This window comes from Streptomyces sp. NPDC058459, from assembly GCF_042721685.1.
In the GTDB taxonomy this organism is placed as follows: domain Bacteria; phylum Actinomycetota; class Actinomycetes; order Streptomycetales; family Streptomycetaceae; genus Streptomyces.
This window is the reverse complement of record NZ_JBHXLV010000165.1, coordinates 1-14,489: the sequence shown is the minus strand read 5'-3', so window position 1 is coordinate 14,489 and position 14,489 is coordinate 1. Positions and strand designations below refer to the sequence as shown.

The following is a 14,489-nucleotide window of genomic DNA, read 5'->3' as shown; positions in this document are numbered from 1 at the left end:
GACCCTTGACAGGGCCGGTCGGCGAGTCAAATCTGAGCGCCACAGCTCGCGCCCCAGGGAGGCGAAGATGCCCGCAGCCCGCGAATCGCTGCTGGACGCCGCAGGCAGAGCGCTCGCCGGCCGGCCGTGGTCGACGGTCCGGATGGTCGACGTGGCCGCGGCCGCCGGAGTGTCCCGGCAGACGCTCTACAACGAGTTCGGCAGCAAGGACGGCCTGGCCAGGGCCCTGATGCGGCGCGAGGCCGACGGCTACCTCGCCGGGGTGGAGCGCGCCCTCGCCGGCCACGCCGACCCCCGCGACCGGCTCGCCGCCGCCGCCGAGTGGACCGCCACCACCGCCCGTACCAGCGCGCTGGTACGGGCCATGCTCACCGGCAGCTGGCACGAACGGCTCCCCGAGCCCGCCCGCCCCGGCCTGCCCTCCACCTCCACGGTGCCCGCGCAGCGGCGGGCCGACGTGCCGCTGCCCGCACCCGGGGACTTCCTGCGGATGGTGCGCGACCGGGCCGTGGCCGTCCTCGCCGCGCCCGGCACCCCGGCGGCCGGCACCGCCGAGCTTGCCTTCGCCTGTGAACTCGCCCTCCGGCTCGCCCTGTCCTGCGTGGCGGCACCGGCGGGCGAGGGTGGCACCGCGGGGCTCGTCCACCGCGCCCTGCACCGGGAACTCTGAGGGCTAGTGCGCCGAGCCCGACAGCTGGAGGCCGATCACCCCGGCGATCACCAGGGAGATGGAGATGATCTTCAGGGTGGACACCAGGTCACCGAGGAACACCATGCCGTAGATCGCCGTCCCGGCCGCGCCGATGCCGGTCCACACCGCGTAGGCGGGACCGACGTCCAGCTTCCTCAGGGCCAGGGTCAGCAGGCCGAAGCTGCCGAGCGCGAAGGAGGCGAAGGCGATCGTCGGCCAGAGCCGGGTGAACCCGTGGGACAGCTTCAGGCACACGGCGAAACCGGTCTCCAGAAGCCCGGCGACGATGACCAGCAGCCACGTCATGCGCTGTCCTCCCCTAGGGTCTGTCTTCCGGATCCTGCCGGTGTGGCGGGCCCTGGCGCGCACCTCTGCGGCGTTGTCGTCGGTCGCCGACGCTCCGCGTCGACGCCCTCCTCCGCCTCGCGACCGCACGCACCAGACCCCGCACGGGTCAGCCGCGAAGCGCCCTCGGCCCGAGCCGGCCTGATCCGGAGGCAAGACCCTGGGCCCGGATCTCCGGCTCGGTGCGATTATGCACTTACCGAACGCCCGCCCCGGCAAACCACGCGAGCCTCAGTCGCCCTCCCGGCGCTCCCTCGTCGCCAGCAGCCGGCGCAGCGAGTACAGGCGGGCCTGGCCGGCGTGTCCCTCGGCCACCCAGGCGTCCAGCGCGCAGTCCGGCTCGTCATGGCTGCACGCGCGCGGGCACTCGGCCGTGCCCGGCACCAGGTCCGGGAAGGCGTTGATCACCCGGGAGGGCTCGATGTGCGCCAGCCCGAAGGACCGTACGCCCGGGGTGTCGACCACCCAGCCGGTGCCGTCGCCGAGCGGCAGCGCGAGCGCCGAGGTCGTGGTGTGCCGGCCCCGGCCCGTCACCGCGTTGACATGTCCCGTCGTACGCCGCCGGTCGACCGGGACCAGCGCGTTGACCAGGGTGGTCTTGCCGACGCCTGAGTGGCCCACGAACGCCGTGATCCTGCCGCCCAACTGCTCGCGGACCCGGTCGGCCGCGTCGCCGTTCTCCAGCTCCTCGCGGCTGGTGACCACATAGGGGATGTCCAGGTCGCCGTACTGCTCCAGCAGCTTGTCCGGGGAGGCGAGGTCCGACTTGGTCAGGACCAGCAGGGGGGTCAGACCGCCGTCGAAGGCCGCGACCAGACAGCGGTCGATCAGCCGGGGGCGGGGCTCGGGGTCAGCGAGCGCGGTGACGACGGCGAGCTGGTCGGCGTTGGCCACCACGACCCGCTCGTAGGGGTCGTCGTCGTCGGCGGTGCGGCGCAGCAGGGAGGAGCGCTCCCCGATGCGCACGATCCGCGCGAGCGTGTCCTTCTGGCCCGACAGGTCACCGACGATCGAGACCCGGTCGCCCACCACGGCCGCCTTGCGGCCCAGCTCGCGGGCCTTCATCGCGGTGATGGTCCGCCCCTCGACCAGGCAGGTCAGCCGGCCCCGGTCGACGGTGAGGACCATGCCCTCCGCCGCGTCCTCGTGCTTGGGCCGGATGTTGGTCCGCGGCCGGTTGCCCTTGCGGTTGGGACGCGTGCGGATGTCGTCCTCGTCGGTGTGCTTGCCGTAGCGGCGCATGATCGTCAGTCCGCCCGTCAGTTACCGAGCATCCCGGCCCACAGCTCGGGGAAGTCCGGGAGCGTCTTGGCCGTGGTCGCCACGTTCTCGATCCGCACCCCGGGCACGGCCAGGCCGATGATCGCGCCGGCCGTCGCCATCCGGTGGTCGTCGTAGGTGTGGAACACGCCGCCGTGCAGGGGGCGCGGACGGATGTGCAGGCCGTCGGCGGTCTCGGTGACGTCGCCGCCGAGTTCGTCGATCTCCTTGGTGAGCGCGGCCAGCCGGTCCGTCTCGTGCAGCCGGAGGTGGGCCACGCCCCGCAGGGTGGAGGGGGAGTCGGCGAGGGCGGCGACCGCGGCGATGCCGGGAGTCAGCTCGCCCACGTCGCCCAGGTCCACGTCGATGCCGTGCACGGCGCCGGAGCCGGTGAAGGCGAGCCCGTACTCGGTCAGCTCGCAGGAACCACCCATCTCGGTGAAGATCTCCCGCAGCCGGTCACCCGGCTGGGTGGTGCGCTCCGGCCAGTCCGGGATCGTCACCTTGCCGCCGGTGACCAGGGCCGCCGCCAGGAACGGCTGGGCGTTGGACAGGTCGGGCTCGATCGTCAGGTCCCGGCCCAGCAGGGCGCCCGGCGTCACCCGCCACACGTTCGGCTCACCGCCCGACTCCGGGGTGTCCACCTGGGCGCCTACCGCGCGCAGCATGTCCACCGTCATCCGGATGTGGGGGAGCGAGGGCAGCGTCGCGCCGGTGTGGCGGACCTCCACGCCCTGGTTGAAGCGCGGCGCGGACAGCAGCAGCGCCGAGACGAACTGGGACGAGGAGGAGGCGTCCACCGACACCGGGCCCCCCTCCAGCGCCCCGCCGCCGTGCACGGTCAGCGGCAGCGCGCCCCGGCCGTCGTCGTCGATCCGGGCGCCCAGCACCCTCAGCGCGTCGATCACGCCGTGCAGCGGGCGCTCGTGGGACCGGGGGTCGCCGTCGAAGCGGACCGGGCCGTCGGCCAGCGCGGCGACCGGCGGCAGGAAGCGCATGACCGTGCCCGCGTTGCCGACGTCCACCGCAGCCGGACCGCGCAGCCCCGTCGGCAGCACCCGCCACGCCTCGCCGGAGCCGTCCGGGCCGACGCCCTCCTCGATCCCCACGCCCATCGCGCGCAGCGCCCCGGCCATCAGCAGGGTGTCCCGCGAGCGCAGCGGCCGGCGCAGCCAGCCCGGCTCGGAGGCGAGGGTGGCGAGCACCAGGGCCCGGTTGGTGACCGATTTGGAACCGGGCACATGGACCGTCGCGTCGACGGCTCCGGTCGCGTGCGGGGCGGGCCAGAGGACGGTATGAGCGGGGTTCACGGTCATGCGCCCCACTTTAGTGGCTGAGAACCCGCCCAGATCTTGATCGAACCCGGGTACCGGACGCTCACAGCCGCAGCAGCCACCGCCCGCCGCCGATCAGCGAGCACAGCGACACCGCGTGGAACAGGAACAGCCACAGCCCCGCCGGCACATGGGTGAGCCGGGACAGCTGGTCCGCGTCCGAGTCCCCGGCGCCGCCCCGCCTGCGCTTGGCCTGCAGCTCGAACGGCGGACGCACCCCGCCCAGCAGCAGGAACCACACCACCGCGTACGCGAAAGCCGCCTGCACCTGCGGTCCCGCCAGCCAGGACACCAGCAGGAAGGCCCCGCCGGTCAGCACCACGGTCAGCACGCCGTAGGCGTTGCGGATCATCACCAGTATCGCCAGCAGCAGCGCGGTCGCCACCCACAGCAGCAGGGTGATCCGCCCGGCGGCCAGCAGCGCGGCACCGCCCAGCCCGAGCAGCGAGGGCGCGGTGTAGCCCGCGGCGGCCGTCAGGATCATGCCGATCCCGTACGGCTTGCCCCGGCTCACCGTGAGGCCGCTGGTGTCGGAGTGCAGCCGTATCGCGGTCAGCTTCCGGCCGGTGACCAGGGCGGTCAGCCCGTGGCCGCCCTCGTGCGCGATGGTGATCGCGTTCCGGGCCACCCGCCACACCGGGTGCGGGGCGACCACGGCGAGCGCGGCGGCCAGCGTGGCGAGCACCACCCACGGGTCGGGTCCGGGCTGGGTGCCGCTGAGCCGGTCCCAGAGATCGGGCAGCGCGGTGGTCGTGTTGCTGTCCATGAATACGGATGGCTCCCTGTCGTCGGGCGGAGTCTGGCAGTGTGGCCGGTATGTGCGGACGGTATGCGGCCAGTCGTGGTCCAGAGGATCTCGCGGCGGTCTTCGACATAGAGGTGGGGGTCCCCCCTGCCCCGGCGGAAACGGGCGGCCGGGCCCCGGAGCCCGAGGAGACCCTCCCGCCGGACTACAACGTGGCCCCGACCAAGGAGGTCTACGCGGTCCTGGACCGTCCGCTGAAAGACGCCGCCGACCGCCGTCCGGTTCGCCAGCTGCGCCGGCTGAGGTGGGGACTGGTGCCGTCCTGGGCCAAGACCCGCGAGGGCGCCGCCCGGATGATCAACGCCCGCGCGGAGACCGTGCACGAGAAGCCCGCCTACCGCCGCGCCTTCGCAGCCCGCCGCTGCATCCTGCCCGCCGACGGCTACTACGAGTGGGTCACCGGCGAGCAGGAGCGCGACCTGGAGGTGGAGGGCAGGAAGAAGCGGGCCCGCAAGCAGCCGTACTTCGTGCTCCCCGCCGACGGCTCGGTGTTCGCCATGGCCGGGCTGTACGAGTTCTGGCGGGACGCGACCCTGCCCGCCGACCATCCCGGCGCCTGGTGGGCCACCTGCTCGGTGATCACCACGGAGGCCGAGCGGGGCCCCCTCGCCGTCGCCCCGGCCGAGGGCCCCGGCTCACTCGCCGACATCCACCCCCGGATGCCCCTGATGCTCACCCCGGACCGCTGGGACGCCTGGCTGGACCCCGCCCGCACCGACCCCGGCGAACTGCGGGAGCTGCTGGCCCCGCCGCCCGAGGGCCTGATGCGGGCCTACCCGGTGCCCACGGCCGTCAGCAACGTCCGCAACAACGGCCCGGAGCTGCTGAAGGAGCTGGAGGGACCGGAGGAGGGCACACTCTTCTGATGTGAGCCTCCCTTCCGCCGCTGTGACCGAGACCGTCGAGACCGAGGCCGGGACAGCCCGCGTCACCTGGCACCCCGCCGACGACCCCCGCCTCGTCCTGGCCGCGAGCCACGGCGCCGGGGGCGGGATCGACGCCCGCGACCTTCAGGCCCTCGCCGCGGTCCTGCCCGCGCGCGGGGTGAGCGTCGCCCTGGTGGAGCAGCCCTGGCGGGTGGCCGGGCGCAGGGTCGCCCCGGCGCCGAGGACCCTGGACACCGGCTGGCGGGGCCTGTGGCCCGCGCTGACCCGGCCCGGCCTGCCGGTGATCTCCGGTGGCCGCAGCGCGGGCGCCCGTGTCGCCTGCCGCACCGCCACCGAGCTGGGCGCCCACGCGGTGCTCGTGCTGAGCTTCCCGTTGCATCCCCCGGGCAAGCCCGGGAAGTCCCGCGCCGCCGAGCTGCTCGGCGCCGGCGTGCCCACGCTCGTCGTCCAGGGCGGGAACGACCCCTTCGGCCGCCCCGGCGAATTCCCCGACGGCGGTTTCGAACTCGTCGAGGTGCCCTTCGGCGATCACTCCTTCGCCGTGCCGAAGCGGGCCCCCGTGACTCAGGGGGCCGCGCTGAAGACCGTGACGGACGCCGTCTCCAGGTGGGCCGCGTCACTCGGGTGAACCTCGGGAATGCCGGACGGGGCACCGCTGTTGTGGCGGACAGAAGTACTGGAACGCCGGTGAGGCGTCGTCGCGGGAGAGGAAGTCAGCCGCATGGGTTCGACCGCATGTCCGAGTCGCAGCAGCCGTACTGGCCTGGACTGGACGGTGCTGCACGCGGCCAAGACCGCTCCGATTCGAGCGGCGGCGGGTACGGGTCGTGTTCTATCCTCCGAAACGAGTGGGGCCGGTCTCGGCCTCGCGCGGGAACTTGAGGAGGTGGGTCCGGTCACCGGTACCGACGCAGGGGCCGGCAGCGGCCAGGCGGAGCTGCCCGAGGGCCAGGGCGTGAACGCGGGGGCGGGCGCCGAGACCAGCACGGAGCGCAGCGCGCGCTTCGAGCGGGACGCGCTCGAATACCTCGACCAGATGTACTCGGCCGCGCTGCGCATGACGCGCAACCCTGCCGACGCGGAGGACCTGGTGCAGGAGACGTACGCCAAGGCGTACGCGTCGTTCCACCAGTTCCGCGAAGGTACCAACCTCAAGGCGTGGCTGTACCGCATCCTCACCAACACCTTCATCAACTCGTACCGCAAGAAGCAGCGTGAACCCCAGCGCAGCGCGGCTGAGGAGATCGAGGACTGGCAGCTCGCGCGTGCCGAGTCGCACATGTCGACGGGGCTGCGCTCCGCCGAGTCCCAGGCGCTGGACCATCTGCCGGACTCGGACGTGAAGTCGGCGCTCCAGGCGATCCCCGAGGAGTTCCGCATCGCCGTGTACCTCGCGGACGTGGAGGGCTTTGCCTACAAGGAGATCGCGGACATCATGGGGACACCCATCGGCACGGTGATGTCCCGGCTGCACCGGGGCCGCCGTCAACTGCGCGGCATGCTGGAGGACTACGCGCGCGAGCGCGGACTGGTCCCGGCCGGCGCCGGAGAGTCGCACGAATCGAAAGGCTCGGGCTCATGAGCTGCGGAGAGCCGCACGAGACGGACTGCGGTGAGGTCCTCGACCACCTGTACGAGTTCCTCGACAGCGAGATGCCGGACGTCGACCGCGACAAGTTCCAGCACCACTTCGAGGAATGCCACCCGTGCCTGGAGAAGTACGGGCTGGAGCAGGCCGTCAAGAAGCTGGTCAAGCGGTGCTGCGGACATGACGACGTCCCCGCCGACCTGCGCGCCAAGGTCATGGGCCGGATCGAGCTGATCCGCTCCGGCGGTACCGTGCCCGAGCATGACGTGACCGCGGCCGCCCGCGAGAGCTGACCGCCGCCTCCATCACCCGAACGTGCTAATCCCAGCGGACTGACCCCCGCCGCACCCGTACTCCGTCCTACGCTCCACCCGGACGGGGTACGGGCGGCATGTGGGCGGGGTGGTCGTCATGGAGACGGTGCCGGGGAGGGCGCGGGCCTGTGTGGCCGGCGCGGCCCTCCTCGCCGCGCTCTGCGCACTGCCCGCACCCGCCGCCCCCACCCCCTGGAGGACGTTCGCTCTGCTCGCCGTGCTCTACGCGCTCTGCGACCAGGTCGTCCGCCGCCGCTTCGGCGGCACCTTCTACCCCGTACTCCTCGCCGGGGCGTTCCTGCTGCCGCCGGCCGCCGCCGCGCTCGTCCCGCTGCCCGCCGCCCTGCTCTCCCCGGTCGAGCACGCGCCGACGCTCCCGCGCCGGGTGTGGCGCGCCGCCCGGCCCGCGCTTGCCGTCTGGGCGGCCGCCCGGACGCACCACGCGCTCGACGGCGGTGCCGCCGTCGACGGCTCCGACTTCCCGTACGCGCTGCTGCCCGCCGGCGCCGCCGTGCTCGCCTTCTGCCTGGTGCTCACGCTGCTCGACGGCGCCATGCACGCCGCCGCCGACCGGGTTCCGCTCCGCCGGGCCTGGCGCGGGCTGTTCACCCGCTCCCTCGCCCCCGTCGCCGTGCACGGCCTGGCCGGGCTGATGACCGCCGTGCTCTGGCGCAGCCCCTACGGACCCGTCGCCGCCCTGCTCGTGCTGCTCCCGATGGGCGTCTCCTGCTGGGTGTTCGCCCAGTACCACCGCGAGCGCGCCGCCCACCAGGCCACCATCCGCGCCCTCGTCCAGGCCGTCGACATCAAGGACGGCTACACCCGGGGCCACAGCGAGCGCGTCGGCCGGGCGTCCGTGATGATCGCCCGCCAGCTCGGCATGGACGACGAACGCGTGGAGGTGCTCCGATTCGCGGGCATCCTGCACGACGTCGGCAAGCTCGGCGTCCCCACCCGGCTGCTGCGCAAGGACGGCCCGCTCACCCCCGAGGAACGCCGGATCATCGAACTCCACCCCGAGTACGGCCACGAGATGACCCGGGGCATCTCCTTCCTCGGGGAGGCCCGCGCGGCGATCCTGCACCACCACGAACGCCTCGACGGCAGCGGCTACCCCTACGGGCTCACGGGCACCCAGATCCCCGAGTGCGCCCGCGTGGTCGCCGTCGCCGACGCCTTCGACGCCATGACCTCCAACCGCTGCTACAGCCGGGCCCGTCCCGTCGAGGTCGCCGTCGCCGAGCTGGAGCGGTGCGCGGGTGTCCAGTTCGACCCCCGGATGGTCGGCGCGCTCACCGCCGCGCTGCGCCGCCACGGCTGGCGCCCCGAGGTCACCGCCGACGAGACCGAGGAAGCCGGCGAAGCCGTGCCCGGTACCCCGCCCCGCCAGCACACGGACGGCCGGACCACCGGGGCCCACCGGTGAGCGTCCGGCGCCTCATCCACGGCGCCGCCGCCCTCGTCGCGGCCCTCGCGCTCGGCGCCACCCTGTGGACCGGCGTCGACGACGGGGGCACCGCGCTCGCCTTCGGCGTCCTCATAGCCGTCGGCGAACTCACCCGCTGGAAGGGCGGCGGCTCCCGCCGCGCCGCACCGCTGGGCACCGCCGGCTCCCTCTCCTACGCCCTGCTCGGCGCGGTCGCCGGACACCCCGCCCGGCACGGCGCCGCCCAGATCGTCACCGTGGTGCTCGTCGCCACGCTGCTCGGCGGGGTCCCGCACATCTGGCGCGGCCGCACCCACATCCCCACCCCCGACCACCTCGCCCGCCGGGTCCTCAAGGTCGGGTTCGCCGCCGTCTGCTTCCAACCCCCCTACAGCCGGGGTGTGTTCACCCACTGGGACGGCTCCGCCTACGCCCTGCTGCTGGTCGCCCTGCTCGTCCTGACCGCGCTGTGCGACGCGGTGCTGGCCGCCGCCCTCGCCCACTCCCGCACCCGCTGGCCCTTCGGTGCGCTGCTGCGCGAGGAACTGCGCGGGCTGCTCGGCATCGGCTCCGCCGTCTGCGCCACCGGCGTGGTGATGGCGCTCGCCGTGGCCGTCGCCGGTCTGTGGGCGCTGCCGCTGTTCTGCCTCCCGCTGCTGCTGACCCAGCTGTCGCTGCGCCGGTACGCGGCCGTGCGCGCCACCTACCGGCAGACCATCACCTCGCTGGCCCGCGCCACCGAGATCGCCGGGTACACCCCGGCCGGGCACGCCCGCCGGGTCGCCGCGCTCAGCCTCGCGGTGGGCCGGGACCTCGGGCTCACCCGCGCCGAGCTGACCGTGCTGGAGCACGCTGCCCTCATGCACGACATCGGCCAGCTCAGCCTGGTCGACCCGGTCCCCGCGGGCGCCACCGCCGGCCTGCCCGGCGCCGAGCAGCGCCGTATCGCCCTGCTCGGCGGGGCCGTGGTCCGGCAGACCGGCGTGGCGGCGGCCGTCGCCGTGGTCGTGGAGCGGCAGGCCGACCCCTACCGGGACCAGCCGGTCGCCGCCCGGATCGTGCGCGCGGTCAACGCCTACGAGGAGAAGTCCCGCGACGCCGGGGCCGAGGGCCCGCTGCGCGCGCTGGAGGAACTGCGGCTCGCCACCGCCGGGGACTACGCCCCCGAGGTGGTGGAATCACTGGCGCGGGTGCTGTCCCGCGACTGTCTGACCCTGCCGGTTGCTGGGTAACCGATGGGTAATGAGCGCCTCTCCCACGTGACGTGGTTGGATGCGAGGGAGAGGCAGACCGGGGGCAACAGCCAGCCCACTGAGCGGAACGGAACTGGCAGGCGGGAATCGTGAGGATCTTCGGGAAGGTACGGAACCGGCCCTCCGCCTCCTGGCGGCAGGCGACCGACCGGGCGTTCACACTCATCGGCGACGGCCGGTACGAGGACGCGGGCGAGCTGCTGACACGGGCCGCCGATCTGGAGCCCTGGCTCGCCGAGTCCTGGTTCAATCTGGCCCTGCTGCACAAGTTCCGGCACGACTGGGAACAGGCCCGCGCCGCCGGACTGCGCGCGGTCGCCCTGCTGGACCGGGAGACCGGCGCCCCCGACTGGTGGAACGTCGGGATCGCCGCCACCGCGCTCCAGGACTGGCCACTGGCCCGCCGCGCCTGGCAGGCGTACGGGCTGAAGGTGCCAGGTGGTGCCACCGCGCTCGGCGAGCCGCTCGGCATGGAGCTGGGCAGCGCGGCCGTCCGGCTCTCCCCCGAGGGTGAGGCCGAGGTGGTCTGGGGCCGCAGGCTGGACCCGGCGCGGATCGAGGTGCTGTCCATCCCGCTGCCCTCCTCCGGGCGGCGCTGGGGAGAGGTCGTGCTGCACGACGGCGTCCCGCACGGCGAGCGCACCACCTCCACCGGGCATTCCTTCCCGGTCTTCGACGAGATCGAGCTGTGGGCGCCCTCGCCCGTGCCAACCTGGGTGGTGCTGCTGGAGGCGGCCACCGAGGCGGACCGGGACGCGCTGGAGCAACTCGCCGCGGACGCCGGGTTCGCGGCGGAGGACTGGTCCTCTTCCGTGCGGCTGCTCTGCCGGATGTGTTCCGAGTCGCGGATGCCGTCCGACGAGGGGGAGGGTGTGCATCTCGATCCCCACGACCACAGTGAGCCGGGTCATCCCGGTCCGCTGGGGCACCGGACGGACGGGCAGCTGTGGGTGCCCGAGCGGGAGTGCGGGATCGCCGCGCCGGCTTCGCTGGTCCGGGGGCTGCTGGACGGGTGGGTCGCCGACAGCCCCGACTCCAGGGACTGGCGGGATCTCGAAGAGGTGTGCTGACCGGCGCTGCCCGGTGGCGGTCCGTCGTGGCCGGTCGCGCGGTTCCCCGCGCCCCCGACAGAGCGCTACCCGTACCCTGTACCAGCATTCACCCCCCAGTTTTTGTGCAGGAAGGCGTCACTCGGTCATGGCTCAGCAGGACACCGATCAGCAGCACGCGGGCGTGCTCCCCGTCGATGACGAGGGCTATGTCGTCGACACGGAGGACTGTGAGGAGCGTGAGGCCGGCTGGCGTGAGCGCGGGACCTCGCGGCCGATCACGGTGGTCGGCAACCCGGTGCTGCACAAGGAGTGCGCGGACGTCACCGAGTTCGGCCCCGAGCTGGAGCAGCTGGTCGCGGACATGTTCGCCAGCCAGCGCACCGCCGAGGGCGTGGGCCTGGCCGCCAACCAGATCGGTGTGAGCCAGAAGGTCTTCGTCTACGACTGCCCGGACGACGACGGCGTGCGCCACACCGGTGTGGTCGTCAACCCCGAGCTGGTCGAACTGCCCGCCGCCGCCCGCCGCCTGGACGACAGCAACGAGGGCTGCCTGTCCGTGCCCACGGCGTACGCGCCGCTCGCGCGCCCCGACTACGCCGAGGTGACCGGGCAGGACGAGAAGGGCAACCCGATCAGGGTGCGCGGCACCGGCTACTTCGCCCGCTGCCTCCAGCACGAGACCGACCACCTGTACGGCTACCTGTACATCGACCGGCTGTCCAAGCGGGACCGCAAGGACGCGCTGCGGCAGATGGCCGAGAACGAACCACGCTACGACGTGGTCGCCAACGACTGACGGGACCGCGCCGCACCGGCGCCACCGCACCGAACAGCCATGACGCCCGGCCGGGACCATCCGGCCGGGCTTCGTGCGTCCGCTCGTTCAGCTGTGCGTCGGAGGAATCCCGGCGACTTGGGGTAGTGAAGGGAGCAAATCCGTTCCCTTAACGGTCAGTTGTAGTGCTGAATAGGTGTCGGGGATACGCAACGGCGCCCGCCCGGCACGGCAGGGAGGGGCGTGTGCCGCCGGCGGTCGAGAGGGGTCTGTTCGTGCATGCTTTCTCACGCGGCACCACATCGGCGACAACGGTCGCGGTACCACCGTCCCTCGCGCTCCCGGTGATCGAGGACGCCTTTCCCCGGCAGCTGCACCCGTATTGGCCGAGGCTCCAGGAGAACACCCGGCGGTGGCTGCTGGAAAAGCGGCTGATGTCCCCGGACAAGGTCCGCGAGTACGCCGACGACCTGTGCTACACGGACCTGATGGCCGGCTACTACCTGGGCGCCCCCGACGACGTCCTCCAGGCCATCGCCGACTACAGCGCGTGGTTCTTCGTCTGGGACGACCGGCACGACCGTGACATCGTGCACGGCCGCCCCGAGGACTGGCGGCGGCTGCGGCAGCGTCTGCACACGGCGCTCGACGCGCCCGAGGACCATCTGCACCACCAGGACGCGCTGGTGGCCGCTTTCGCGGACAGCGTCCGCAGGCTCTACGCGTTCCTGCCGTCCACCTGGAACGAGCGGTTCGCCCGGCACTTCCACGAGGTGATCGAGGCGTACGACCGCGAGTTCCGCAACCGTACCGAGGGACGCGTACCCGGCGTCGAGGAGTACCTCGCGCTCAGGCGGCTCACCTTCGCGCACTGGATATGGACCGACCTCCTGGAACCGAGCGCCGGCTGCCTACTCCCCGACCCGGTGCGGAAGAACCCGGCCTATCGGCGTGCGGCCCTGCTGAGCCAGGAATTCGCCGCCTGGTACAACGATCTGTGCTCGCTGCCGAAGGAGATAGCGGGCGACGAGGTGCACAACCTCGGAATCAGCCTCATCACCCATTCCGGGCTCACGCTCGAAGAAGCCGTCGGAGAACTGAGGCGGCGTATCGAGAAATGCATCGCCGAATTCACCGAAGCCGAGCGCGAGGCAATGGAGTTCGCCGCAGAACTCGACGACGGCACCATGCGCGGAAAGGAACTGAGCACCGCCGTCCGGACCTGTGTCGGCAATATGCGGAACTGGTTCAGCACCGTCTACTGGTTCCACCACGAGTCCGGCCGCTACATGGTCGACAACTGGGAGGACCGGTCCACACCCCCGTACGTCAACAACGAAGCGGCAGGTGAGAAATGACCGTCGACGCCATCGGTCCCGAGACGCGGGAACTGGCCGGTCTGAAGGAGCCACCCCTCGCCGGGGGCGCCGTCCCGGTGCTCGGGCACGGCCTGAAACTGGCCCGCGACCCGCTCGCGTTCATGTCCCAGCTGCGCGACCACGGCGAGGTGGTGCGCCTCAAGCTCGGCCCCAAGACGGTGTACGCCGTCACCGCGCCGGCGCTCACCGGCGCACTCGCGCTGAGCCCCGACTACAAGATCGACGGACCCGTGTGGGAGTCGCTGGAGGGGCTGCTCGGCAAGCAGGGCGTGGCCACCGCCAACGGCCCGCTGCACCGGCGGCAGCGGCGCACCATCCAGCCCGCGTTCCGGCTCGCCGCGATCCCCGCCTACGGGCCGATCATGGAGGAGGAGGCGCACGCCCTCACCGAGCGCTGGCAGCCCGGCGTGCCCGTCGACGCCACCTCCGAGTCCTTCCGGGTGGCCGTGCGCATCGCGGCCCGCTGCCTGCTGCGCGGCCAGTACATGGACGAGCGCGCGGAGCGGCTGAGCACCGACCTCGCCACCGTCTTCCGTGGCATGTACCGGCGCATGGTGCTGCCGCTGGGCCCGCTGTACCGGCTGCCGTTCCCGTCCCACCGCGAATTCAACCGGGCACTGGCCGATCTGCATCTGCTGGTGGACGAGATCGTCACCGAGCGGAGGGCGTCCGGTCAAAAGCCGGACGATTTGCTGACGGCTTTGCTGGAGGCGAAGGACGACAATGGCGACCCCATCAGCGAACAGGAGATCCATGATCAGGTCGTCGCCATACTCACCCCCGGAAGCGAGACAATCGCTTCCACGATCATGTGGCTCCTGGAGATCCTCGCGGACCACCCGGAGCACGCCGAGAAGGTGCGCGCGGAGGTCGAATCGGTAACCGGCGGCGCACCGGTGGGATTCGAGCACGTACGCAGGCTGGGCCACACCAACAATGTGGTCCTGGAGGCCCTCCGACTCCGGCCCGCCGTATGGATATTGACACGTCGCGCGCTCACCGACACGGCACTCGGTGCCTATCGCATTCCGGCCGGGGCGGACATCATCTACAGCCCCTACGCGATCGGCCGCGACAGCCGTTCCTACGCCCGCCACCTCGACTTCGACCCAGACCGGTGGCTGCCGGGGCGGGCCGAGGAGGTGCCGAAGTACGCCATGAGCCCGTTCAGTGTCGGCAACCGCAAGTGCCCCAGCGACCACTTCTCCATGGCCCAGCTGAGCCTGATCGTCGCGGCCGTCTCGGCGAAGTACCGGTTCCGTCAGGTCGAGGACTCGGACGCCACCACCCGCGTGGGCATCACACTGCGTCCGCACCGGCTGCTGGTCGAGCCCGCTCGGTGGTGAGGAGTCCCGCCGCCCGGCCGGCGCGCGTTCAGGC

General features: G+C 72.6%; 15 protein-coding genes. 11 read left to right on the top strand and 4 right to left on the bottom strand.

What is annotated here, in order from left to right:
• The first annotated feature begins 67 nt into the window (after positions 1-67).
• Positions 68-670 (top strand): TetR/AcrR family transcriptional regulator, encoded by a 603-nt coding sequence (locus ACFWN1_RS24865; protein WP_384365978.1) that lies wholly within the window; start codon positions 68-70, stop codon positions 668-670.
• A 3-nt stretch (positions 671-673) separates the two neighbouring features.
• On the opposite strand, the gene ACFWN1_RS24860 is transcribed toward ACFWN1_RS24865, so the two are convergent.
• From ACFWN1_RS24860 to ACFWN1_RS24845, 4 genes are all read right to left on the bottom strand, one after another.
• Entirely contained in the window at positions 674-997 is a 324-nt protein-coding gene (locus ACFWN1_RS24860) for a DMT family transporter (RefSeq protein ID WP_384365975.1), read from the bottom strand.
• A gap of 270 nt (positions 998-1,267) precedes the next feature.
• Positions 1,268-2,278: a ribosome small subunit-dependent GTPase A gene (gene rsgA / locus ACFWN1_RS24855; RefSeq protein ID WP_384365972.1), complete on the bottom strand. Its 1,011-nt coding sequence runs from the start codon at positions 2,276-2,278 to the stop codon at positions 1,268-1,270.
• Positions 2,279-2,295: 17 nt separating this feature from the next.
• Complete coding sequence (aroA, locus tag ACFWN1_RS24850; protein WP_384365969.1) at positions 2,296-3,612, bottom strand: 3-phosphoshikimate 1-carboxyvinyltransferase; 1,317 nt, start codon at positions 3,610-3,612, stop codon at positions 2,296-2,298.
• A gap of 61 nt (positions 3,613-3,673) precedes the next feature.
• Positions 3,674-4,396 carry a M50 family metallopeptidase gene (locus ACFWN1_RS24845; protein WP_384365966.1) on the bottom strand — a complete coding sequence of 241 codons (723 nt, stop codon included), beginning with the start codon at positions 4,394-4,396 and terminating at the stop codon, positions 3,674-3,676.
• Positions 4,397-4,446: 50 nt separating this feature from the next.
• Between ACFWN1_RS24845 and ACFWN1_RS24840 the strand changes: the two genes are divergently transcribed.
• The 10 genes from ACFWN1_RS24840 (at position 4,447) to ACFWN1_RS24795 (ending at position 14,455) form a co-directional block, all read left to right on the top strand.
• Positions 4,447-5,301 carry an SOS response-associated peptidase gene (locus ACFWN1_RS24840; RefSeq protein WP_384365963.1) on the top strand — a complete coding sequence of 285 codons (855 nt, stop codon included), beginning with the start codon at positions 4,447-4,449 and terminating at the stop codon, positions 5,299-5,301.
• A 22-nt stretch (positions 5,302-5,323) separates the two neighbouring features.
• Positions 5,324-5,950, top strand: a complete 627-nt coding sequence (locus ACFWN1_RS24835; RefSeq protein ID WP_384365981.1) for an alpha/beta family hydrolase — start codon at positions 5,324-5,326, stop codon at positions 5,948-5,950.
• Positions 5,951-6,208: 258 nt separating this feature from the next.
• Positions 6,209-6,904 (top strand): sigma-70 family RNA polymerase sigma factor, encoded by a 696-nt coding sequence (locus tag ACFWN1_RS24830; protein WP_384365960.1) that lies wholly within the window; start codon positions 6,209-6,211, stop codon positions 6,902-6,904.
• A complete protein-coding gene (rsrA, locus tag ACFWN1_RS24825; protein WP_384365957.1) occupies positions 6,901-7,203 on the top strand; it encodes a mycothiol system anti-sigma-R factor in 303 nt (100 codons plus the stop codon). Before ACFWN1_RS24830 ends, rsrA begins: the two co-directional genes overlap by 4 nt.
• 118 nt (positions 7,204-7,321) lie before the next feature.
• Positions 7,322-8,650: an HD-GYP domain-containing protein gene (locus tag ACFWN1_RS24820; protein WP_384365954.1), complete on the top strand. Its 1,329-nt coding sequence runs from the start codon at positions 7,322-7,324 to the stop codon at positions 8,648-8,650.
• Positions 8,647-9,882 (top strand): HD-GYP domain-containing protein, encoded by a 1,236-nt coding sequence (locus tag ACFWN1_RS24815; protein WP_384365951.1) that lies wholly within the window; start codon positions 8,647-8,649, stop codon positions 9,880-9,882. Before ACFWN1_RS24820 ends, ACFWN1_RS24815 begins: the two co-directional genes overlap by 4 nt.
• 110 nt (positions 9,883-9,992) lie before the next feature.
• Positions 9,993-10,973 carry a tetratricopeptide repeat protein gene (locus ACFWN1_RS24810; protein ID WP_384365949.1) on the top strand — a complete coding sequence of 327 codons (981 nt, stop codon included), beginning with the start codon at positions 9,993-9,995 and terminating at the stop codon, positions 10,971-10,973.
• 127 nt (positions 10,974-11,100) lie between these two features.
• Complete coding sequence (gene def, locus ACFWN1_RS24805; protein WP_384365946.1) at positions 11,101-11,751, top strand: peptide deformylase; 651 nt, start codon at positions 11,101-11,103, stop codon at positions 11,749-11,751.
• Between the two features lie 254 nt (positions 11,752-12,005).
• Positions 12,006-13,088: an epi-isozizaene synthase gene (cyc1, locus tag ACFWN1_RS24800; RefSeq protein ID WP_384365943.1), complete on the top strand. Its 1,083-nt coding sequence runs from the start codon at positions 12,006-12,008 to the stop codon at positions 13,086-13,088.
• Positions 13,085-14,455 (top strand): cytochrome P450, encoded by a 1,371-nt coding sequence (locus ACFWN1_RS24795; RefSeq protein ID WP_384365940.1) that lies wholly within the window; start codon positions 13,085-13,087, stop codon positions 14,453-14,455. The genes cyc1 and ACFWN1_RS24795 overlap by 4 nt, the downstream gene beginning before the upstream one ends.
• Positions 14,456-14,489: the final 34 nt, after the last annotated feature.

What these genes read in the sequence shown, in the direction of transcription:
- ACFWN1_RS24845 (WP_384365966.1), bottom strand. Translation starts at nt 4,396, where the DNA reads ATGGACAGCAACACGACCACCGCGCTGCCCGATCTCTGGGACCGGCTC.
- rsrA (WP_384365957.1), top strand. Translation starts at nt 6,901, where the DNA reads ATGAGCTGCGGAGAGCCGCACGAGACGGACTGCGGTGAGGTCCTCGAC.
- ACFWN1_RS24865 (WP_384365978.1), top strand. Translation starts at nt 68, where the DNA reads ATGCCCGCAGCCCGCGAATCGCTGCTGGACGCCGCAGGCAGAGCGCTC.
- rsgA (WP_384365972.1), bottom strand. Translation starts at nt 2,278, where the DNA reads ATGCGCCGCTACGGCAAGCACACCGACGAGGACGACATCCGCACGCGT.
- ACFWN1_RS24795 (WP_384365940.1), top strand. Translation starts at nt 13,085, where the DNA reads ATGACCGTCGACGCCATCGGTCCCGAGACGCGGGAACTGGCCGGTCTG.
- aroA (WP_384365969.1), bottom strand. Translation starts at nt 3,612, where the DNA reads ATGACCGTGAACCCCGCTCATACCGTCCTCTGGCCCGCCCCGCACGCG.
- ACFWN1_RS24860 (WP_384365975.1), bottom strand. Translation starts at nt 997, where the DNA reads ATGACGTGGCTGCTGGTCATCGTCGCCGGGCTTCTGGAGACCGGTTTC.
- ACFWN1_RS24840 (WP_384365963.1), top strand. Translation starts at nt 4,447, where the DNA reads ATGTGCGGACGGTATGCGGCCAGTCGTGGTCCAGAGGATCTCGCGGCG.
- def (WP_384365946.1), top strand. Translation starts at nt 11,101, where the DNA reads ATGGCTCAGCAGGACACCGATCAGCAGCACGCGGGCGTGCTCCCCGTC.
- ACFWN1_RS24820 (WP_384365954.1), top strand. Translation starts at nt 7,322, where the DNA reads ATGGAGACGGTGCCGGGGAGGGCGCGGGCCTGTGTGGCCGGCGCGGCC.